This window comes from Streptomyces sp. NPDC001781 (assembly GCF_053596035.1).
In genome coordinates, this window is sequence record NZ_JBSFFI010000017.1 from 76,391 (window position 1) to 96,907 (window position 20,517).

19 protein-coding genes are annotated in these 20,517 nt (G+C 73.7%); 9 read left to right on the top strand and 10 right to left on the bottom strand.

Annotated features, from left to right (window positions below; genetic code table 11):
* The first annotated feature begins 20 nt into the window (after positions 1 to 20).
* Positions 21 to 881, top strand: a complete 861-nt coding sequence (locus ACWCV3_RS17715; protein ID WP_451224391.1) for a biotin--[acetyl-CoA-carboxylase] ligase — start codon at positions 21 to 23, stop codon at positions 879 to 881.
* Between the two features lie 226 nt (positions 882 to 1,107).
* A complete protein-coding gene (locus ACWCV3_RS17720) occupies positions 1,108 to 2,232 on the top strand; it encodes an adenylate/guanylate cyclase domain-containing protein (protein WP_451224394.1) in 1,125 nt (374 codons plus the stop codon).
* 5 nt (positions 2,233 to 2,237) lie between these two features.
* Here the strand turns inward: ACWCV3_RS17720 and ACWCV3_RS17725 are convergent, their stop codons facing one another.
* Entirely contained in the window at positions 2,238 to 2,897 is a 660-nt protein-coding gene (locus ACWCV3_RS17725) for a hypothetical protein (RefSeq protein ID WP_451224397.1), read from the bottom strand.
* Positions 2,898 to 3,312: 415 nt separating this feature from the next.
* Here ACWCV3_RS17725 and ACWCV3_RS17730 point away from each other — a divergent pair, with 415 nt between their 5' ends.
* From ACWCV3_RS17730 to hutH, 3 genes are all read left to right on the top strand, one after another.
* Positions 3,313 to 4,107, top strand: a complete 795-nt coding sequence (locus ACWCV3_RS17730) for an enoyl-CoA hydratase/isomerase family protein (protein ID WP_451224400.1) — start codon at positions 3,313 to 3,315, stop codon at positions 4,105 to 4,107.
* A gap of 69 nt (positions 4,108 to 4,176) precedes the next feature.
* Positions 4,177 to 5,331, top strand: coding sequence for a diguanylate cyclase domain-containing protein (locus ACWCV3_RS17735; RefSeq protein ID WP_451224403.1), 1,155 nt, complete (start codon positions 4,177 to 4,179; stop codon positions 5,329 to 5,331).
* Between the two features lie 64 nt (positions 5,332 to 5,395).
* The gene (gene hutH, locus ACWCV3_RS17740) at positions 5,396 to 6,934 is read left to right on the top strand and encodes a histidine ammonia-lyase (protein ID WP_451224552.1); all 1,539 of its coding nucleotides are present in this window, start codon (positions 5,396 to 5,398) and stop codon (positions 6,932 to 6,934) included.
* Positions 6,935 to 6,988: 54 nt separating this feature from the next.
* Here hutH and ACWCV3_RS17745 read toward each other — a convergent pair whose 3' ends face one another.
* The gene (locus tag ACWCV3_RS17745) at positions 6,989 to 7,354 is read right to left on the bottom strand and encodes a hypothetical protein (protein WP_451224406.1); all 366 of its coding nucleotides are present in this window, start codon (positions 7,352 to 7,354) and stop codon (positions 6,989 to 6,991) included.
* A 659-nt stretch (positions 7,355 to 8,013) separates the two neighbouring features.
* Here ACWCV3_RS17745 and ACWCV3_RS17750 point away from each other — a divergent pair.
* Positions 8,014 to 9,276 (top strand): L,D-transpeptidase, encoded by a 1,263-nt coding sequence (locus ACWCV3_RS17750; protein ID WP_451224408.1) that lies wholly within the window; start codon positions 8,014 to 8,016, stop codon positions 9,274 to 9,276.
* A gap of 63 nt (positions 9,277 to 9,339) precedes the next feature.
* Here ACWCV3_RS17750 and ACWCV3_RS17755 read toward each other — a convergent pair whose 3' ends face one another.
* Positions 9,340 to 10,227: a helix-turn-helix domain-containing protein gene (locus ACWCV3_RS17755; protein WP_451224411.1), complete on the bottom strand. Its 888-nt coding sequence runs from the start codon at positions 10,225 to 10,227 to the stop codon at positions 9,340 to 9,342.
* A gap of 177 nt (positions 10,228 to 10,404) precedes the next feature.
* On the opposite strand from ACWCV3_RS17755, the gene ACWCV3_RS17760 reads away from it, so the two are divergent.
* Positions 10,405 to 11,448, top strand: coding sequence for an NAD(P)-dependent alcohol dehydrogenase (locus ACWCV3_RS17760; protein WP_451224414.1), 1,044 nt, complete (start codon positions 10,405 to 10,407; stop codon positions 11,446 to 11,448).
* 52 nt (positions 11,449 to 11,500) lie between these two features.
* Here ACWCV3_RS17760 and msrA read toward each other — a convergent pair whose 3' ends face one another.
* The 4 genes from msrA to ACWCV3_RS17780 form a co-directional block, all read right to left on the bottom strand.
* Entirely contained in the window at positions 11,501 to 12,166 is a 666-nt protein-coding gene (gene msrA / locus ACWCV3_RS17765; RefSeq protein WP_451224555.1) for a peptide-methionine (S)-S-oxide reductase MsrA, read from the bottom strand.
* 39 nt (positions 12,167 to 12,205) lie between these two features.
* Positions 12,206 to 13,345, bottom strand: coding sequence for a hypothetical protein (locus ACWCV3_RS17770; protein ID WP_451224416.1), 1,140 nt, complete (start codon positions 13,343 to 13,345; stop codon positions 12,206 to 12,208).
* Between the two features lie 43 nt (positions 13,346 to 13,388).
* Positions 13,389 to 15,023 carry a M48 family metalloprotease gene (locus tag ACWCV3_RS17775; protein ID WP_451224419.1) on the bottom strand — a complete coding sequence of 545 codons (1,635 nt, stop codon included), beginning with the start codon at positions 15,021 to 15,023 and terminating at the stop codon, positions 13,389 to 13,391.
* Positions 15,024 to 15,226: 203 nt separating this feature from the next.
* Entirely contained in the window at positions 15,227 to 16,345 is a 1,119-nt protein-coding gene (locus ACWCV3_RS17780) for a hypothetical protein (protein ID WP_451224422.1), read from the bottom strand.
* Positions 16,346 to 16,474: 129 nt separating this feature from the next.
* Between ACWCV3_RS17780 and ACWCV3_RS17785 the strand changes: the two genes are divergently transcribed.
* Positions 16,475 to 17,632: a cystathionine gamma-synthase gene (locus ACWCV3_RS17785; RefSeq protein WP_451224425.1), complete on the top strand. Its 1,158-nt coding sequence runs from the start codon at positions 16,475 to 16,477 to the stop codon at positions 17,630 to 17,632.
* A gap of 19 nt (positions 17,633 to 17,651) precedes the next feature.
* Here the strand turns inward: ACWCV3_RS17785 and ACWCV3_RS17790 are convergent, their stop codons facing one another.
* From ACWCV3_RS17790 to ACWCV3_RS17800, 3 genes are all read right to left on the bottom strand, one after another.
* Positions 17,652 to 17,861: a hypothetical protein gene (locus ACWCV3_RS17790; protein ID WP_451224557.1), complete on the bottom strand. Its 210-nt coding sequence runs from the start codon at positions 17,859 to 17,861 to the stop codon at positions 17,652 to 17,654.
* A 35-nt stretch (positions 17,862 to 17,896) separates the two neighbouring features.
* Positions 17,897 to 18,382 (bottom strand): sigma factor-like helix-turn-helix DNA-binding protein, encoded by a 486-nt coding sequence (locus ACWCV3_RS17795; RefSeq protein ID WP_451224427.1) that lies wholly within the window; start codon positions 18,380 to 18,382, stop codon positions 17,897 to 17,899.
* 190 nt (positions 18,383 to 18,572) lie between these two features.
* Positions 18,573 to 19,067 (bottom strand): MarR family winged helix-turn-helix transcriptional regulator, encoded by a 495-nt coding sequence (locus ACWCV3_RS17800; RefSeq protein WP_451224560.1) that lies wholly within the window; start codon positions 19,065 to 19,067, stop codon positions 18,573 to 18,575.
* A gap of 165 nt (positions 19,068 to 19,232) precedes the next feature.
* Between ACWCV3_RS17800 and ilvA the strand changes: the two genes are divergently transcribed.
* On the top strand, positions 19,233 to 20,462 hold the full coding sequence (gene ilvA, locus ACWCV3_RS17805; protein WP_451224430.1) for a threonine ammonia-lyase: 1,230 nt from the start codon (positions 19,233 to 19,235) through the stop codon (positions 20,460 to 20,462).
* Positions 20,463 to 20,517 lie beyond the last annotated feature (55 nt).

Consider the following 20,517-nt stretch of genomic DNA (forward strand, 5'->3'; position numbering starts at 1 on the left):
CCACACCTAGGGTTACTTGCATGACGCCGCACAATGCCTCAGGTCCCAGCCGCTGGTCCGACCTGGACCGTCCGCCGCTCAACGCGACCGCGCTGCGCCGCGGGCTCCTTCGCGAGGGCGGGCTGTGGACCTCGGTCGACGTGGTCCAGCGCACCGGCTCCACCAACTCCGACCTCGTCGGCCGCGCGGGCTCGGGCGCGGCGGAGGAGGGGGCGGTGCTGGTCGCGGAGGAGCAGACGGCCGGACGCGGTCGGCTGGACCGGCGCTGGACGGCTCCGCCGCGCTCGGGCCTCTTCTTCTCCGTCCTGCTGCGCCCGGCCGGGATCCCGCTGGAGCGCTGGGGCTGGCTCCCGCTGCTGACCGGCGTCGCCGTGGCCACCGGCCTGTCCCGCGCGGCCGGGGTCGACACCGCCCTGAAGTGGCCGAACGACCTGCTGGTCACCGTCGGCGGTGAGGAGCGCAAGGCGGGCGGCATTCTGGCCGAGCGCGCCGGCGAGGACGGCGTGGTGATCGGCGTCGGCCTCAACGTCACCCTGCGCGCCGACGAACTCCCCGTCCCGCAGGCGGGCTCGCTGGCGCTGGCCGACGCGGTGTCCACCGACCGCGACACCCTGCTCCGCTCGGTGCTGCGCTCCGTGGAGACCTGGTACGACCGCTGGCGCTCGGCCGGTGGCGACCCGGTCACCAGCACGCTCCAGGAGACCTACGCGGCCGGCTGCGCCACCCTCGGCCGCCGGGTCCGGGCCGAGCTGCCCGGCGACCGTGCGCTGGTGGGCGAGGCGGTCGCGATCGACGGCGACGGACGGCTGGTCGTCGCCACGCCGGAGGGGGCACGGGAGGCCGTCGGCGCGGGGGACATCGTGCACCTGCGTCCGGCGTAGGACGTGTTCCCGGCCGGTGGAACGGGCGTTCTCCGGGAAGGGAGGCGGGCGGAGGGGCGTGGGGCACCGGGCCGCGCCCGCCGTGCGCGGTGCGCGCCGGGCGGTGCTCCCGGGGGGTGACGGATGCGTCCGGGTGGGCTGTCCCGGCGGAGTGAGCTGGCGCACACCTGCCGTAGAGTTGAGCCCGGTCGGTACCCGGCCGCGGCAGATCGGAAGGGCAGCAGGCGTGAGCGTCGACGACACGGGCTCCGGCGCGGGCGCGGAGGGCCGGGTGGACCCCGATGCCCCCGACCCCGGCGACGACCCGCTCGCCCTCCGTCTCGAACAGCTCATCCTCGGCGCCGAGCGCCGCTACACCCCCTTCCAGGCGGCGCGCAGCGCCGGTGTCTCGATGGAACTGGCGTCCCGTTTCTGGCGGGCGATGGGGTTCGCCGACATAGGGCAGGCGAAGGCGCTCACCGAGGCCGACGTCCTCGCCCTCCGCAGGCTGGCCGGTCTGGTCGAGGCGGGGCTGCTCAGCGAGGCCATGGCGGTGCAGGTGGCGCGCTCCACCGGACAGACCACCGCCCGGTTGGCGGAATGGCAGATCGACTCCTTCCTGGAGGGGCTGACCGAGCCACCCGAGCCGGGGATGACCCGGACCGAGGTCACGTACCCGATCATCGAGCTGCTCCTGCCCGAGCTGGAGGAGTTCCTCGTCTACGTGTGGCGCCGGCAGCTCGCCGCGTCCGCGGGGCGGGTGGTGCAGAACGTGGACGACGCGGAGATGGTCGACCGCCGGCTCGCCGTCGCCTTCGCCGACCTCGTGGGCTTCACCCGGCTCACCCGGCGGATGGAGGAGGAGGAACTGGGCGAGCTGGTCGAGGCGTTCGAGACCACCGCCGCCGACCTCGTGGCCGCGCGCGGGGGCCGGCTCATCAAGACCCTGGGCGACGAGGTCCTGTACGTCGCCGACGACGCGGCCACCGCCGCCGACATCGCCCTCCGCCTGGTCGAGACGCTCTCCAACGACGAGACGATGCCCGAGCTGCGGGTCGGCATGGCCTTCGGCACGGTCACCACGCGCATGGGCGACGTCTTCGGCACCACCGTGAACCTCGCCTCCCGGCTGACCTCGATCGCTCCGCGCGACGCCGTCCTCGTCGACAGCGCCTTCGCCGAGGAACTCGTCCGCACGGGCGTCGCCCCCGCCTCGGAGGCCCAGGCCGCCGAGGCCGCGGCGACGGCCGAGAAGGAGGGCGAGACCCCTCCCGACTACCGCTTCGCCCTCCAGCCCATGTGGCAGCGCTCGGTGCGCGGCCTGGGCATGGTCGAGCCGTGGCTGCTCGCGCGCCGGGGCGAGACGGGCTGAGGCCCCTACCGGCCCCGCAGTTCCAGGCACAGGCCGAGTACGGGTACGCAGAGGCCCTCCTCGTCCGGCGGGGACGGGGAGGCGCTCACCGTCGGCGCGGGGGCCGGTGCCGACGGGAGCGCTGGTGCCGCGGGCGTGGGGGCCTCGCGTGTGGCGGGGCTCTGCTGCCCGGGCGCTGACGGGGTCTCACCGGGCCGCGTGGGATGCGCGGGACTCGCCTCGGCACGGGGACCGCCGGGACCGCCGGGGCGGCTGCCCGGGTCGCCGGGCGCGGGTCCCGGGGACCGAGGGGCGGCGGCCGCTGCCGCCTTCGATGCCGACGCTACGGGGCCGACGGCCGCGGAGAGCCCGGCCGAGGGCTCGACGGTGAGCCGGGCCGGACGGCGGGGCTCGGCCTCGGCGGTGCCGGGCCCGGAGTCGGGCACGACACGCACGAGACTCGCCACGGCCAGGGCGAGGGCGGCCGCCAGTCCGAGAAGCGGCACGACCCGGCCCCGCCCGCGCCGATGGTGGCCGTGCCGCAGGACGGCCAGGACGCGCTGGGTGGGGGAGGCCGGGGGCAGCGGGGGTTTCGGCGTGGAAGCGGCCGGGACCGCGACCCTCTCCGGCCGGTCGTCGGCGGGAGCGGGCTCCACCACCTCCGCTGTGGCGCCGGGGTCCCGCACGACCGCCTTCGGCCGGTCTTTCCCGCCGTCCGGCCCGGTCCTCCCCTTCACCGCCGGCCCGCCCGCCCCGGCGGCCTCCGCCTCCGCCCGCGGCCGCCCCACCCCCGTCCGTACCCGGAACGAGACTCCCGGCGGCTTCGTCGGGTCGGTCGGGACGCGAGCCGGCGAGACCCGGGGAACCGGTTCGGCGGGAAAGGGCGGAAGGGGCTCGTTCCTCGGGGACATGCGCTCCGCTCCTTCCCGGTGCGCGCCGGGCGCGTCAGCCGTGGGGGGGACGTTAGACGCTCGTGCGGGTGGCGCGGGCCGAGTCCCGAAGGGGGTCACCCGAACGGGTCGAGGCGGGGCTTTTCCAAGGGGTGGGTCTGCTGGGATGATCGGGGCACAGTCAGTTAACCCGCGTTAACCGGAGGACGTCATGGGCGAGGAGCGGTACGGGGAGTTCGTGCTGGTGCGCACGCACGGGCACGTGGCCGAGCTGGTGCTGGACCGGCCGAAGGCCATGAACGCCGTGTCCACGGAGATGGCCCGGTCGCTCGCGGCGGCCTGTGCGGCCCTCGGTGCGGACCGCGACGCCCGCGTGGTCGTACTGACGTCCTCCAGTGAACGCGCGTTCTGCGTCGGCGCGGACCTGAAGGAGCGGAACTCGTTCAGCGACGCGGACCTCCTCCGGCAGCGCCCGGTCGCACGCGGGGCGTACACCGGGGTGCTGGAGCTGCCGGTGCCGGTGGTCGCGGCGGTGCACGGCTTCGCGCTCGGCGGCGGCTTCGAACTGGCTCTGGCGTGCGACCTGATCGTGGCGGACGAGACCGCCGTGGTCGGGCTGCCGGAGGTCTCCGTGGGCGTGATCCCCGGCGGGGGCGGTACGCAGTTGCTACCCAGGCGGGTCGGCGCGGCCCGCGCGGCGGAGCTCATCTTCACCGCGCGCCGGCTGGAGGCGCCGGAGGCGGCCGCCCTCGGCCTGGTCGACCGGCTCACGGAGGCGGGCCGGGACCGCGAGGAGGCGCTCGCGCTGGCAGCGGGGATCGCCAGGAACTCGCCGGTCGGCCTGCGCTCCGCCAAGCGGGCGCTCCGTCTGGGCCAGGGCCTGGACCTGCGGGCCGGTCTGGAGGTGGAGGACGCGGCCTGGCGGGCCACCGCCTTCTCCGGTGACCGCGCCGAGGGCGTCGCCGCCTTCAACGAGAAGCGTGCGCCCGAGTGGCCGGGCGAGTGAGTCCGCGGTGACCACCTGATCGCCCGCGCCGATGCCCCTGATGTGCCCATTCGTCCCTAACCTGGGTGGATGGGTGAGGATGATCGGCTCGCTGCCGTGGTGGGGCTGGCGCAGGGGATGGCGGCCGCGCACACCGCGCCGGAGTCCTGGCGGGCGGCCGCGCTCGGTGCCTGCCGGGCGCTGGCCGGTAACTTCGCCGCGCTGTCGGTGTGGGAGCGCGAGCGGGGCCGCCTGCGGGTCCTGGTGAACGTCGGCAGGCGCGCCGAGGACGAGGAGGAGTTCCCGGAGGCGGAGGCGTACCCGGTCCACCAGTTCCCGGAGATCACCGAGTTCCTGCACGAGCGCTGGGCCGGTGGTGGCGGCCCCAACGCCTGGGTGGAGACCGCGCAGGGCCCGGCCGCCGGCACCCCCGGCTACGTCCACCAGCGGGTCGCCGCCCTGCGCCGCCGGGGCAGGGGCTGCTGTGTGGTCGCGCCCGTGGTGCTGCACGGCCGGGCGTGGGGGGAGCTGTACGTGGCCCGTGCGGCGGGGGCGCCGGTCTTCGACCGGGGTGACGCCGACTTCGCGACCGTACTCGCGGCGGTCGTCGCGGCCGGGCTGGCGCAGACCGAGCGGCTGGAGGAGGCCCGCCGCCTCGCCTTCACCGACGCCCTCACCGGCCTGGCCAACCGTCGCGCGGTCGACGTACGCCTGGAGGAGGCGGTGGAGCGGCATCGGGCGGAGGGGGCGGTGGTCAGTCTCGTCGTGTGCGATCTGAACGGGCTGAAGAAGGTCAACGACACCCGGGGGCACGAGGTCGGGGACCGGCTGCTGGAGCGGTTCGGGTCGGTGCTGTCGCTGTGCGGCGCGATGCTGCCCGGCGCGCTCGCGGCCCGGCTCGGCGGGGACGAGTTCTGCCTGCTGGCGCTCGGGCCCTCGGCCGAGGACGTGGTCGGGGCGGCCGTGGAGCTGTGCCGCCGGGCCGGCGCGCTGGAACTGGGTGAGGGGGTGGCCTGCGGGGTGGCGTCCACCGGGCACGACATCGGCCCGGTGCGCGACGCCCGGCGGCTGTTCCGGCTGGCCGACGCCGCGCAGTACCGGGCCAAGGCCGAACGCGCCGACCTGCCCGTGGTGGCGGGGAGGGAGGGGCCGGACGACCCGGTGGTCCGGCTGGCCGACGAGACGCCTCCGCCCGCGAGGAACGAGCGCCGCCGCTTCCGGGGCCGCCGCGCCAAGGGCCGGTAAGGGGTGCGGAGGCGATCCACTAGTGACACCGCCGCATTCAATGCGTACGCTCCTGAATATGGATATGCACTCTGTGGTGGTGGGGACCACCGGCGTCACCGCGCACGACGTCCTCGCCGTCGCGCGCGCCGGTGCCCGCGTGGAACTGTCGGAGGAGGCCGTGGCCGCGCTCGCCGCGGCCCGCGGGATCGTGGACGCGCTGGCCGCCAAACCCGATCCGGTCTACGGCGTCTCCACCGGTTTCGGCGCGCTGGCGACCCGGCACATCAGCCCCGAGCTGCGAGCGCAGCTCCAGCGCAACATCGTCCGCTCGCACGCCGCCGGCATGGGCCCGCGCGTCGAACGCGAGGTCGTCCGGGCGCTGATGTTCCTGCGGCTGAAGACGGTCTGCTCCGGGCACACCGGCGTACGCCCCGAGGTCGCCCAGACCATGGCCGACGTGCTCAACGCCCAGATCACCCCGGTCGTGCACGAGTACGGCTCCCTCGGCTGCTCCGGCGACCTCGCCCCGCTCTCGCACTGCGCGCTGACCCTGATGGGCGAGGGCGACGCCGAGGGCCCCGACGGGACCGTACGCCCGGCCGGTGAGCTGCTGCGCGAGCACGGCATCGAGCCGGTCGAGCTGCGCGAGAAGGAGGGCCTGGCCCTCCTCAACGGCACCGACGGCATGCTCGGCATGCTGATCATGGCCCTCGCGGACCTCGACTCGCTCTACAAGTCGGCCGACGTCACCGCCGCCCTCAGCCTGGAGGGCCTGCTCGGCACGGACAAGGTCCTCGCGCCCGAGCTGCATGCCATCCGTCCGCACCCCGGCCAGGCCGCCTCCGCCGCCAACATGCTCGCGGTGCTCAAGGGCTCCCAGCTCACCGGCCACCACCAGGACGACGCGCCCCGTGTCCAGGACGCCTACTCGGTGCGCTGCGCCCCGCAGGTCGCCGGCGCCGGCCGCGACACGCTGGCGCACGCCCGCCTGGTCGCCGAGCGCGAGCTGGCCGCCGCCGTCGACAACCCGGTGGTGCTGTCCGACGGGCGCGTGGAGTCCAACGGCAACTTCCACGGCGCCCCGGTCGCCTACGTCCTGGACTTCCTCGCCATCGCCGCCGCCGACCTCGGCTCCATCGCCGAGCGCCGCACCGACCGGTTGCTGGACAAGAACCGCAGCCACGGCCTGCCGCCGTTCCTCGCGGACGACGCGGGCGTGGACTCCGGCCTGATGATCGCCCAGTACACGCAGGCCGCGCTGGTCAGCGAGCTGAAGCGGCTCGCCGTACCCGCGTCCGCCGACTCCATCCCGTCCTCCGCGATGCAGGAGGACCACGTCTCCATGGGCTGGTCGGCCGCGCGCAAGCTGCGTACCGCCGTGGACAACCTGACGCGGGTCATCGCGGTCGAGCTGTACACGGCCGCCCGCGCCGTCGAACTGCGGGAGGGGCTGGAGCCCGCGCCCGCCTCGCGCGCGGTGATCGAGGCCGCGCGGGCCGCCGGGGTGGGCGGTCCGGGCCCGGACCGGTTCCTGGCGCCCGACCTGGCCGCCGCCGACGCCTTCGTACGCGGGGGCGGCCTCGTGGCGGCCGCCGAGACGGTCACCGGACCGCTGCGCTGACCGTCAGCGGGGGGCCTCACCCATGGGTGGGTGGGGCCCCTCCTTTCGGAACCGTCAGAACTCCAGCCGTTCCCGGCGCACCGAATACACCACGAAGCCCGCGCCCACGGCGAGGAACAGGGTGCCGGAGACCACGTACGGAGTGGTGTCGAAGCTTCCCGTGTCCGCCAGCCGGACCGGGTCGGAGGCGGCCGGGTCCGCGAGGCCGGACACCGTGGTGACCTCCTCGGTGATCCCCGAGTCCAGGTTCCCGGAGTCCGCCGCCCCGGAGTCCGCCGCCCCGGCGACCGCCGTGCCGGCGGCGATGGCGCCGGTCGAGGGGGCGTCCTGCGAGGCGTTGGCGGACGGGACGAACCACAGGGCGCACAGCAGCGTGCCCGCGGCGGTGGCGGTCAGCAACGGACGGCGAGCGGATGCCACGGAATATCGATCCCCTTGTGACGCTGGCGAATTGGCCGTGTGATCTGAGGCGATGTTAGTGAGAATCGCGGGTCACAGGAAAGTCACGACAGGTTTCGATTCTGTGCTCCCCGTATGGACGCTGAAGAGACATCACGTTTTGTGTGCCTTCGGGTGGAGCCGGCCGGAGCCGCGCCGCCGCCGGCCCCGCCCCGCCGGACGTGGAGCGGGCGCCCGCCGGGGGGGTGTGACGGAAGACACCGCAGAGTCCCCGGTCCCTCTCGTCGTCATGTTCAGCCTGGTCAGAGGGGTGGCCGTGGTGGAGCTCGCGCAGGCTTCCCGGTTCGGCGGGCACTTCGCACATGGCACGGACTAGCCCAAAAGGGACTTCGGGGACGATGATGGTCGGCGACGACGGACCGGCCGGCGACGCAGGCGGCGGGAACGAGCGGTAGCCCGGCGGCATCGGCCGCGGGATTCGGGGCACGGATGACCCGGACGGCAACCGCAGCCCGGGTTCCTTCGTCTCACAAGTGACGCGCACAAGCCCGCGCACCCTCCCTCCCGGAGACGGGACGTGGCGTACCCCACAGGGCCCCGCTCGGGGGAACGGTGAGGCGCGGCAGTGGCGTTGAGAGAGTTCAACGGGGATTCTCGGGGTTTTGACGGATTCGGCAACGATGGAGAAGCGTGTGATGACGGACAGTAAGCGGCGCAAGGGCCTGACGGTCGCGTCCGCACTGCTCGGTGGTGTGCTCGTGCTCACGGGCTGTTCCGGCGGCGGTGACGCCAGCGCGTCCGACGGCGGAGAGAGCTCGCAGGCCAAGGCCGACGAGGCGGCGGCACAGAAGTCCTCCGAGGCTCAGATCACGATCACGCCGAAGGACGGCTCGAACAACGCCTCCATCAACAACTCGGCCGCGGTCAAGGTCGCCAAGGGCACTCTGACCGGCGTCAGCATGACCACCGCGGACGGCAAGCCGGTCGAGGGCACCCTCTCCGCCGACAAGCTGAGCTGGAAGCCGACCGCACAGCTCGAGCGGTCGACCACCTACAAGCTCGCCGCCGAGGCCAAGGACTCCGACGGCCGCGTGGCCCACGAGAACGCGTCCTTCACCACGGTCTCGCCGTCCAACAGCTTCATAGGCAACTTCACCCCGGACAACGGCAGCACCGTCGGCGTGGGCATGCCCGTGTCGATCAGCTTCGACAAGGCGATCACCGACAAGGCCGCCGTCCAGAAGGGGATCACCGTCTCCTCCTCCAGCGGCCAGGAGATCGTCGGCCACTGGTTCAACGCCAACCGGATCGACTTCCGCCCGGAGACGTACTGGAAGGAGAACTCCACCGTCACGCTGAAGCTGGCGCTCGACGGTGTCGAGGGCGCCGACGGCGTCTACGGCGTCCAGCAGAAGACGGTCACCTTCCGCGTCGGCCGCAACCAGGTCTCCTACGTCGACGCCAAGACCAAGCAGATGAAGGTCACGCAGGACGGCAAGGTCGTCAAGCAGATCCCGATCTCCGCCGGTTCCCCGGAGAACAAGACCTACGCCGGCACCATGGTCATGTCCGAGAAGTTCGAGCAGACCCGGATGAACGGCGCGACCGTCGGCTTCACCGACGACGACGGCAAGGGCGAGTACGACATCAAGGACGTGCCGCACGCCATCCGCCTCACCGGCTCCGGCACCTTCCTGCACGGCAACTACTGGGGCGCCAAGTCCATCTTCGGCAACGAGAACACCAGCCACGGCTGCGTGGGCCTCTCCGACACCAAGGGTGCCAAGGACCCGAACACCCCGGCCGCCTGGGTGTTCAACCACTCCCTGGTCGGTGACGTGGTGGTCATCAAGAACACCGGTGACAAGACCGTCGCCCCGGACAACGGCCTCAACGGCTGGAACATGGACTGGGCGCAGTGGAAGGCCGGCTCGGCCGTCTGATTCCCGCCTGAGCGCGACGAGTGCCGCCCCTCCTGAGGAGGGGCGGCACTCCGCGTTCGCGCGTCAGAGCGTCGGCACCGCCGCCGCGCCCCAACTGGCCAGCAGGCGAAGGGACTCGGCCGAGGCGGAGTCCGGTTCGGCGTGGTAGACGATCAGGTTGAGGTCCGTGTCGCCGGTGACCCGCAACCCCTCGAAGCCGAGGGCGAGTTCACCGACCAGCGGATGCCGCAGCCGCTTCACGCCGTAGAACTGCTCCTTCACGTCGTGCGTGGCCCACAGGCGGCGGAACTCCTCGCTCTTGACCGAGAGTTCACCGACCAGCGCGGCCAGCCGAGCGTCGTCCGGGAAGCGTCCGGCGTCCATGCGCAGCCCGCACACGATGTCGATCGCCTTCTGCTCCCAGTCGATGAACAGCTCCCGGTACTCGGGGCAGAGGAAGACCAGCCGGGCCCAGGTGCGGTCCTCGGGGGCGAGGCCGCCCCAGTCGCCGAACAGCGCGGTCGCCATCCGGTTCCAGGCCAGGATCTCCGTGCGCCGCCCGGTGATGTACGCCGGGACCGCGTCCAGCGAGGCCAGCAGGTGCTGCAGCGCGGTGCGCACCTGAGGCCGGCGGGCCTGCGGGCGCTTCTTGTGCGGCGCCGGCTTGGCCAGGTGGGTCAGGTGGGCGTGCTCGGCGTCGGTCAGGCGCAGGGCGCGGGCGATGGAGTCCAGCACCTCCGCCGACACGTTCCGCCCGTTGCCCTGCTCCAGGCGCGTGTAGTACGCCACCGACACCCCGGCCAGCTGCGCCAGCTCCTCGCGGCGCAGCCCCGGCACCCGGCGTCGCCGGGCGAAGTCGGGCAGGCCGACGTCCTCCGGCTTGAGGCGGGCCCGACGGCTGCGCAGGAACTCGCTCAGCTCGGCCCGCCGGTCCAGCGGGCGGCTCAGGGCCGCCCCGGGCTGTTCGTCCATGCCCCAATTATCGAGCGCGGCGACGGAACGTACGCGCCGGAGCCTGTCCCCGGCAGTGGTAGGCACAGCGGTCGTACGCAAAGCCGTGACCTGGGTGGGAACGGAAGATGGGGGCACTCTGGTGGGGTGCCCGGCTTGACCGTGTCCGGGCCACGGCGAACTGAGGAGAATCCTGGCATGACCACTGTTGCTGCGTACGCCGCGCCCGCCCCCAAGGCCCCCCTGGAGCGGACCACGATCGAGCGGCGGCCGGTCGGTGACCACGACGTCCTGATCGACATCAAGTTCGCGGGGATCTGCCACTCCGACATCCACCAGGCCCGCGACGGCTGGAGCGAGGGCATCTTCCCGATGGTGCCCGGCCACGAGATCGCCGGTGTGGTCACCGAGGTCGGCCCCGAGGTCACGAAGTTCTCGGTGGGCGACCGGGTGGGCGTCGGCTGCATGGTCGACTCCTGCCGCGAGTGCGACAACTGCAAGGCCGGACTGGAGCAGTACTGCACGGGCAGCGGCACCGTCTGGACGTACAACGCCGTCGGCAAGGACGGCGAGCCCACCTACGGCGGCTACTCCGAGCAGATCGTCGTCGACGAGGGCTTCGTCGTCCGCATCCCCGACGGGCTCGGCCTGGACGTGGCCGCACCGCTGCTCTGCGCCGGCATCACCACGTACTCCCCGCTCAAGCACTGGGGTGTCGGTCCCGGCAAGAAGGTCGCCGTGGTGGGCTTCGGCGGGCTCGGCCACGTCGGCGTGAAGCTGGCGCACGCGATGGGCGCGGAGGTCACGGTCCTCTCGCAGTCCCTGCGCAAGAAGGACGACGGCCTGCGGCTCGGCGCCGACCACTACTACGCCACCAGCGACCCGGAGACCTTCGAGAAGCTGGCCGGCACCTTCGACGTCATCCTGAACACCGTCTCGGCCCCGATGGACTTCGCGGCCTACATGTCCCTGCTGCGCCTGGACGGCGCCATGGTCAACGTCGGCCTCCCGGAGGAGCCGGTGCAGGTCACCCTCCAGTCCATCTTCGGCAACCGCCGCAACCTCACCACCTCCAACATCGGCGGCATCCCCGAGACCCAGGAGATGCTCGACTTCTGCGCGGAGCACGGCGTGGGCGCCGAGATCGAGCTGATCGGCGCGGGCGAGATCAACGACGCGTACGAGCGGGTGACCGCCAGCGACGTGCGGTACCGGTTCGTCATCGACACGGCGACGATCTGACGCGCCTGACATGAGGAAGGGCCGCCCGGCCGGGCGGCCCTTCCTCATGTGATCAGCCCTGGGCGGGGGCGACGCCGATCGGGCAGGAGACGCCCGTGCCGCCGATCCCGCAGTACCCGGCGGGGTTCTTGTCCAGGTACTGCTGGTGGTAGGGCTCGGCCGGGTAGAAGGGCCGGCCCTCGGCGGGGAGGATCTCCGTGGTGATCGTGCCGTGCCCGGAGCCGGTGAGCACCTTCTGGTACGCGGCGCGGGACGCCTCGGCGGCGGCCGCCTGCCCGGGGGTGTGGGTGTAGATCGCGGAGCGGTACTGGGTGCCCACGTCGTTGCCCTGGCGGAAGCCCTGCGTGGGGTCGTGGGACTCCCAGAAGGTCTTGAGCAGCTGCTCGTAGGAGATGACCTTCGGGTCGTAGACCACGCGGACCGCCTCGGTGTGACCGGTCAGGCCCGAGCAGGTCTCCTCGTAGGTGGGGTTCTCGGTGTGACCGCCCTGGTAGCCCACGAGCGTGGTGTAGATGCCCGCGGGGAGCTGCCAGAACTTGCGCTCCGCGCCCCAGAAGCAGCCCAGCCCGAAGTCGGCGACCTCCAGGCCCTCCGGATAGGGGCCGGTGAGCGGGTTGCCGAGGACGGTGTGCCGGGCGGGGACCTCGTAGGCGGGCGCGTCCCGCCCCGTGAGCGCCTGCTCGGGGGTGGGGAGCTGCGGGGTGCGGCCGAACAGCATGTGGTCTCCCTGGTCGGTCTCGGTGCGGACGGGCACTGCCTACAACGACTCGGCCGCCGCTGACATTCCGGTCCGGCCCACCGCTCCGGCCTTCGTCACGGCGGTGTCGCGGACCTGGCAGAAGTACTCCGCCTTGTCGGTCCGGTACCGCCACGGCAGGGCGTCGACATGGCCGTCGACCAGCCTGAAGTACTCCACCGCGGCCTCGTCGCGGCCCTGGAGGTGCAGGTAGTAGGCGAGCAGGTGGCGCAGCTCCGGCAGGCGCGGGTGCGCCGGGTCGGCCGCGGCCGCGTCCTTCAGGGCCGCCTCCACCCGCGCCACCATCTCCGGGGTGTTGTCGGCGGCGGTGTCGTCGGAGTCGTCGTGCTCGAAGTGCGCGATCAGCGGCAGCGCCGTCAGCAGGCTCCCGACGGGCGCCTCGGCGGCGGCCCGCTCGGCGAAGCCGGTCGCCAGCCGCTCCGACCCGCGCCACTTGGCGCACCAGTACTGGAGGGCCGAGAAGTGCGCCTCGTAGTGGTGCGGGGCGCGGGCCGTGATCTCGGCCCACAGGTCGTCCATCCTGGCGTTCGGGTAACCGAGACCGAGGGCCAGCCAGATCTCCGCGATGTACGGCGTCGGATCGTCCGGGTTCAGCGCCGCCGCCCGCGCGACCTCCTCGCGGGCCTCCAGCAGCGTGCGGTGGAACCCCTCGAACTGCTCGCTCGTGGTGTGCTGCGCCCGCTGTGCGCCGCGCACCCGCCAGGCCAGGATCACCGCGCTGCGGGCCCGGACCACGGCCGCGTCCGGGTCCTCGGGACGCTCGGCCTCCCAGGCCAGCAGCCAGGTGTCGTCGGAGGCCGCCTGGTCGGCCAGCAGGTACGTGAGCAGGGACCGGCGCTCCCAGTCCCGGCCGACGGCCGCCAGCAGGTCGGCGGCGGGGCGCCAGTCGCCGCCCCGGACCGCGGCGAGGGCGGCGGTCGTCTCCGGGGCCTGCGGGCCGGCCGAGTCGGTGTTCTGGCGCTCGGCGGGCAACAGGCCGAGCGCGGCCGAGGCGGCGGCGGCCGTGGCGGCCTCCTCGGCCTCGAGGGCGGCCTCCGCGTTGCCGGAGAAGAACTCCTTCAGGAACACCTTCGCCATCCATGCGGCGAAGAGCACGAAGGGAAGCGCCAGGGCGGCCAGTATCCAGAGCAGGACGGTCATGTGCGGGCGGGGTCCGTTCGGGTCGGGGGGGTGTTCGGCAGGCTCAGGCGGGCTGGACGACCGTCGGCGGGAGAAGGGCGCGCAGCGGGGCGGTGTCGGGCACGTCGGCCAGGGCCGCGCCCACGGCCGCCTCCAGCGCGTCCTCAGGACTCGCCCCGGCGCCGTCGGCCGTGCCGGGCAGCCGTACGACCGCCGGGCGGGACCAGGAGAACTCCCAGCTCAGCAGCGAACGGGCGCTGAACTCGGCCAGCACCATCGTGCGCAGCGAGTCGCCCAGTGCGGGCCGCACGAACTGGCGGAACGCCCGCCCCTTCGCCGCGGCCGCCTCCTCGGACAGCGGCAGCCGCTCCGCCACCCGCCACAGCCGGCCCTCGTCGATGGCGTCGAGCACGTCCGTCAGGGTCGCGGGGCGTCCGGTGTACGCGGTGAGCGCGCGGTGCAGGGGGGTCCGGGCGGCGGTGACGCCCTCGGCCATGGCGACGTCCAGCAACTCCGGCCAGTCGGCGGTGCGCCGGAAACGGAGCGTCTCGGTGGTCAGCACGGCTTCCTCCAGCGCCGCCTGGGTGTGCCCGGCATCGGTGAGCAGGGCCAGCGCGGGGCCGTCGCCCTCGGTGCCGCGTCCGTCGGCGGGCAGGGCCTCGACACGGCGGACCCGCTCGGCCATCGGCGGATGGGAGTCGTACCGGGACTCCGGCTCCTCGGGCAGCCCGGCGCGCAGCTCTCGCAGCTCGGCCGCGCGGGCCGTCAGCAGCGCGCCGAAGCCGCCGAAGAACTGACCGCGCGGCGGCAGTGTCCGGGCGGGCAGGCCGAGGGTGGCGTACGAGTCGAGGTAGAAGCCGTGGGCTGCCGTGAGGACCGGGATCTCGCGCAGCGCGGAGGCGGTGGCGTCGCGTCCGGCGAGCCGGGCGGCGGCCAGATCGGCCGCGAACTCCTGCCCGCGCGCGGTGCTCAGCGAGGCGCGCAGGTAGAGCCCGGCATACCACGTGTAGAGCCGCGCCATCCCCCGGTACAGCGCGCCGGTGTGCCGGGTGTCCACCTCGCGGGCCTTCTTGCCCTTGGCGATCCGCTTGGCGGCGGTCCGCTCCTGCCGCTCGCGCTCGTCGGCCACCTTGCCGTCGGCGGTGGCGTGGAACTGCTCGACGACCCGTCCGATCTGGGCCCGGCCGCGCACCACGATCGCCGACAGCCGGGTGTCGCCGGCGGTGAAGTGCCCGTACTCGTGGCCGAGGACGGCACGCAACTGGGCCTCGCTCAGCCCCGTCAGCAGCGGCACGCCCAGGGTGAGGGTGCGCGGGCCGGGACGCAGTCCGAGCAGCTTCGCGTCCTCGCGCACGGAGGCGTTCACCTCGGGGGTGAGGAGGATGCGGGCGGGGGCGCGGGTGCCGCTCGCGTCGGCCACCTCGCGCACCAGCGCCCACAGCCGTGGCTCGTCGGCCTCGCCCACCTCGACGGCGGCCGGGTCCTCGGGTGCGGGCACGCGCAGCATGAACATGCCGCGTACGACGGGTACGGCGAGCAGCACCGTGACGATGGCGATCTTGACGGCCCCCAGGCCGCGCAGCCCCCAGTGGAACAGGGCGACGTCGACTCCGGCCAGCGCCGCCAGCAGGAGGAGGCTGATCAGGTAGAAGCCGGACAACAGTACGAGGGCGCGCAGCGCGCGCAGAGTTGCGGCCATCGGAACAGATCCCCCCACAGGAAACCGGGCGAGCCGGAACAGGACGAACGCGGCGCACACCGCCCTGCGGTGGCGCCGCCCGAGTGTGTGTGGGGGGACTCGGGGCCGGGCCGTGCAGGAGCAAGGCCGGGGCAAGCGGAGTATGCCCCACCGCAGGTCAGCGGGGCAATACGAATTGCCCGGGCCGCTGGGGGCGACCGGGGTCAGCCCGGCAGGGTCGCCGGGTTTCCGCCGCCTGCCTCGTAACCCGCGACCGCCAGGGCCCGGTAGACCGCGAACGTCTCGGCCGGGTCCTCGGAGAGACTCCAGGGCAGGGCGCCCACATGGCCGTCCACGTGCACGAGCTGGTCCATGGCCTCCGCCCAGCGCTCGGCCCGCACCAGGAAGAACACCAGCAGATGCCGCACGTGCGCCAGCATCGGATCGTCCGGCCGGGCGGAGTGCACCGCGTGCAGCGCGCCGTGTATCGCCTTGACCACGACCTCGCTGCGGTAGAACCCCGCGACCAGGTTCACCTCCGGCAGATGCTCGAAGACCGCGAACAGCGGCAGCGCGGCCAGCAGCGAACCCCTGGGCGCGCGGGCGGCGGCTGCCTCGGCGAAGGCGTACGCCTCCTCGCGCGAACCGTGCCACTTCTCGCAGGTGTAGTGCAGCGCGGCCAAGTGCGCGCCCATGTGGTGCGGGGCGAGGCCGATGATCCTTCCCCACAGCTCGTCGAACTCCGGCCGGGACCAGCCGAGCCCGCGTGCCACGGACAGCGCCACGAGGTGCGGGACCGGGTCGCCGGGGGCGGCCGCCGCGGCCCGCTCGCACGCGTCGCGGGCCTCCTCCATGATGATCCGGAAGTCGTCCGTGCCGGGCACCGAGGTCCGCCACGCCTGCTGCGCCAGGAACTCGGCGTGCACCGCCGCACCGCCCGGGTCCTCCGGCCGCTCGGCCCGCCACACCCGCAGCCACTGGCCGCCCGGCGTCAGATGCACCCCGCCCGGCCGCTCGCGCAACTCCAGCGACGCCGCCCCCGCGAACGCCTGCACCCGCTGCCAGCGCGTCTCGCCCTCCGCCTGCGTACCCGCGAGGAGCTGAGCGGCGGCGCGGTAGTCGCCGGTGCGGCCGACCAGGTCCAGCACGTCGAGCAGATCCTGGTCAGGGCCCGGCATCCGCACGTCCAGCTCCTCCTGGCGCAGGAAGCCGTACCGCTCGGGGTCGGCGGCGTCCGGGTGGCCCGGATGCACACGCTCGATCCCGCCGCGCCCGCGCCGGATCAGCGGGAGCAGCGCGAAGGCCAGCAGGGCCAGCGCCAGGAGCAGCCAGAGAGTCGCCATGCGTCAAGCGAACCAGATGCCGAAGGCAATTGGCCAACCCCTCCCCGAGCCTGTGGAGAACTCCGGCCGGCCCGGCCTTCGTGCTCGGCGTCCGCCATCATCGCCGCGGGCGCACTACGCTCGGGACACATGAGCGACAGGCACATCAGCGAGCACTTCGAGACTCTGGCGATCCACGCGGGCAACACCGCCGATCCCCTCACCGGCGCGGTCGTCCCGCCCATCTACCAGGTCTCGACCTACAAGCAGGACGGCGTGGGCGGACTGCGCGGCGGCTACGAGTACAGCCGCAGCGCCAACCCGACCCGGGCGGCGCTGGAGGAGAACCTCGCGGCGCTGGAGGGCGGCCGTCGCGGCTTCGCGTTCGCCTCCGGCCTCGCCGCCGAGGACACCCTGCTGCGTACGCTGCTCACCCCCGGCGACCACGTGGTCATCCCGAACGACGCCTACGGCGGCACCTTCCGGCTCTTCGCCAAGGTCGCCACCCGCTGGGGCGTGGAGTGGTCCGTCGCCGACACCAGCGACCCGGCCGCCGTGCGCGCCGCGATGACCCCGCGCACCAAGGTCGTCTGGGTGGAGACCCCCTCCAACCCGCTGCTCGGCATCACCGACATCGCCGCCGTGGCCCAGGTCGCGCACGCCGGCGGCGCCAAGCTGGTCGTGGACAACACCTTCGCCACGCCCTACCTCCAGCAGCCGCTGGCGCTCGGCGCCGACGTCGTCGTGCACTCGCTGACCAAGTACATGGGCGGTCACTCCGACGTGGTCGGCGGCGCGCTGATCGTCGCCGACGAGGAGCTGGGCGAGGAGATCGGCTTCCACCAGAACTCGATGGGCGGCGTCGCCGGGCCGTTCGACTCCTGGCTGGTGCTGCGCGGCACCAAGACCCTCGCGGTGCGCATGGACCGGCACAGCGAGAACGCCACGAAGGTCGCCGACATGCTGTCCCGTCACCCGCGCGTGAGCAGCGTGCTCTACCCGGGGCTGCCCGAGCACCCGGGCCACGAGGTCGCCGCCAAGCAGATGCGGGCGTTCGGCGGCATGATCTCCTTCCGGGTCAAGGACGGCGAGGAGGCGGCGGTCTCCGTGTGCGACCGCACCCGGATCTTCACCCTCGGCGAGTCCCTGGGCGGCGTCGAGTCCCTCATCGAGCACCCCGGCCGGATGACGCACGCCTCCGTCGCCGGTTCGCTGCTGGAGGTCCCCTCCGACCTGGTCCGTCTCTCCGTCGGCATCGAGAACGCGGACGACCTGGTCGAGGACCTCAAGCAGGCGCTCGACAAGTAGGCGGACGGAACGGCCCGGCCTACCAGCCGGACACGGGCGGGGTCGTCAGCGACGGCGGCTCCGCCCACGGCCTGGTCAGCGCGGCCCAGGTGAGGAAGGCGACCGCCGCCGCGCACAGCACCAGCCACAGCAGCCGGCGGCCGGCCCGCCGCAGCCGCAGCAGCCGGGCCCCCCGGCGCACCGCCTCACCGGGCAGCTCCGGTGGCACGCCCACCGGCAGTTCCTCCATCAGCCGCCGTACCGCGGCCTCGCGCTCCGGCCGGATCACGGCTGCACCCGGCTCAGGAGCGGGCCTCCCGCGCGCGGGACGGCGCCGGGCGGCGGACGCAGCACCGTGGCCGTCGCCCGGTCGCAGAGCGCGCGCACCCGGTCGACGGACAGGCCCAGCAGGGCCGCCGTCTGCTCTTCGGCCAGCCCCTCGTACAGGCGCAGCACCAGGACCAGCCGTTCGCGCGGGTTCAGCGCGGCCAGCGGGCCGTGCGCGCGCGAACGGTGCCGGACCTCGTGCGCGAAGTGGGTCGCCAGGTGCCCGCGGGCGCGGTCGTAGGGGTCCTCGCCGCGTGGGTGGTCCCAGTGGGCGTAGGTGTGGGCGAGCGCACGGGTCAGCAGACGCCGCGCGCGCGGGTTGGCGTCCGGCGTCTCGGCGGTGAGCAGCGTCGCCGTGTGCAGCAGCCGGCCCGCCGCGCCCGCGACGAACCCTTCGAACTCCTGTGCCCTGCGGGCGTCCGCCACGCCCCGCCGATCGCGCACCCCGCCTCCCCCCAGCGCACCCTGCGGCGCGAGAAGAACCCGTGGGACCCGGACCCGTGGGACCCGGTCTCATATGAGGCCAGGGGCGCCCCAGGGGTCAAGAGCCGGGACCGGCACGGCCCGGGGTCTTCCGTCCAAATCACGGGCGGCACCGGACCCCGCGAGGCCGGCGAGCTCCGGACGAGAGGTCCTACGAGGCGGCGGGCGGCTGCGGCTGGACGGTCATGCGCGCGGACAGCGCGGTGTTGAACCGGCTGAGCAGATCGCAGAAGCTCTCGCGCTCGGCCGGCGTCCACTCCTCGGTCAGCTCGGCCATCAGCTGGCGCCTGGAAGAACGTACTTCCGCCAGTCGCGCCGCGCCGCGCGGGGACAGCTGGAGCACCACCGCCCGACCGTCCTCGGGGTGCGAGGTGCGCTTGACCAGGCCCGCGTCCACCAGCGGGGCCACCTGGCGGGTCACCGTGGAGGAGTCGATGCCCATGCTCGCGGCGAGCGCCTTGACGCCCATCGGGCCCTCGTTGTCGAGGCGGTTGAGCAGCAGATAGGCGGCGCGGTCCATGGAGTTGCGCACCTGCCCGACCCCGCCGAGCCGCGTCTGTTCGGCGCGGCGCGCGAACACCGCCACCTCGTGCTGGAGCGTGTCGAGCAGACCGCTGTCACCGACAGTTGTCATGTCCATCGACATATCAGGTGTTGTGGGCATGGCCGGAGGCTCGCTTCATGAAGGGGCTGCTGGGTTGGGGGACAGGGTACGCGGCCCGGCGGCGGCCCGTACGGGGGCTGGGGAAACCGGTGCGCGCCGGTCCGGTCGCGGGCGCCGTGCGGGCGCCCGAACTGCGAGACTTGAGGCATGAACTACCGCACGGCCCACCCCTTGCGCTCCGTGACGCTCGACGACGTGCGCGGGGCGCAGAAGATGCTCTCGGGGGTGGCCCGCACGACCGCCCTGGAGAGCAGCAGACACCTCTCCCGCACGGTGGGCGCGCCGGTGCACCTCAAGTGCGAGAACCTCCAGCGGACGGGCTCGTTCAAACTCCGCGGCGCCTACGTGCGCATCGCCGGGCTGCTGCCGGAGGAGCGGGCCGCCGGAGTGGTCGCCGCGAGCGCCGGCAACCACGCCCAGGGCGTCGCGCTCGCCTCCTCCCTGCTGGGCGTGCACTCCACCGTGTTCATGCCGCAGGGCGCCCCGCTGCCCAAGGTCAGCGCCACGCGCGAGTACGGCGCCGAGGTGCGCCTGCACGGCCAGGTGGTGGACGAGGCGCTCGCGGCGGCCGAGGAGTACGCGGCCGCCACGGGCGCGGTGTTCATCCACCCCTTCGACCACCCCGACATCATCGCGGGCCAGGGCACGGTCGGGCTGGAGATCCTGGAGCAGTGCCCGGAGGCCGGCACGATCCTCGTCGGCATGGGCGGCGGCGGGCTCGCGGCCGGGATCGCGGTGGCGGTGAAGTCGGTACGGCCCGACGTGCGGATCATCGGCGTGCAGGCCGAGGGTGCCGCCGCCTACCCGCCCTCGCTGGCCGCGGGGCACCCGGTGACCGTGGGGAGCCCCGCGACCATGGCCGACGGGATCAAGGTGGGTACGCCCGGCCCGGTGCCGTTCGCGATCGTGGCGGAGCTGGTCGACGAGGTGCGCACGGTCAGCGAGGACCAGCTCTCGGCCGCGCTGCTGCTGTGCCTGGAGCGGGCCAAGCTGGTGGTGGAGCCGGCGGGCGCCGTCTCGGTCGCGGCCCTGCTGGCAGACCCGGGCGGCTTCTCCGGGCCGGTGGTCTCGGTGCTCTCCGGCGGCAATGTCGACCCGGTGCTGCTCCAGCGGGTGCTGCGGCACGGCATGGCCGCGCAGGGGCGCTACCTCGCGGTCCGGCTGCGGCTCACCGACCGCCCCGGCGCGCTCGCCACCCTGCTCGGCGTGCTCTCGGCCGCCGACGCCAACGTGCTCGACGTCAGCCACATCCGCACCGACCCGCGCCTCGGCCTGACCGAGGCGGAGGTGGAACTCCACCTGGAGACGCAGGGCCCCGCCCACCGCAGCGACGTCACCGCCGCGCTCCGGGAGTCGGGATACATGATCATCGACTGAGCGGTGCCGGGACGGACCGCTCCGGCCGCCGTTCACCCGTTCGGGGAGGGAATCC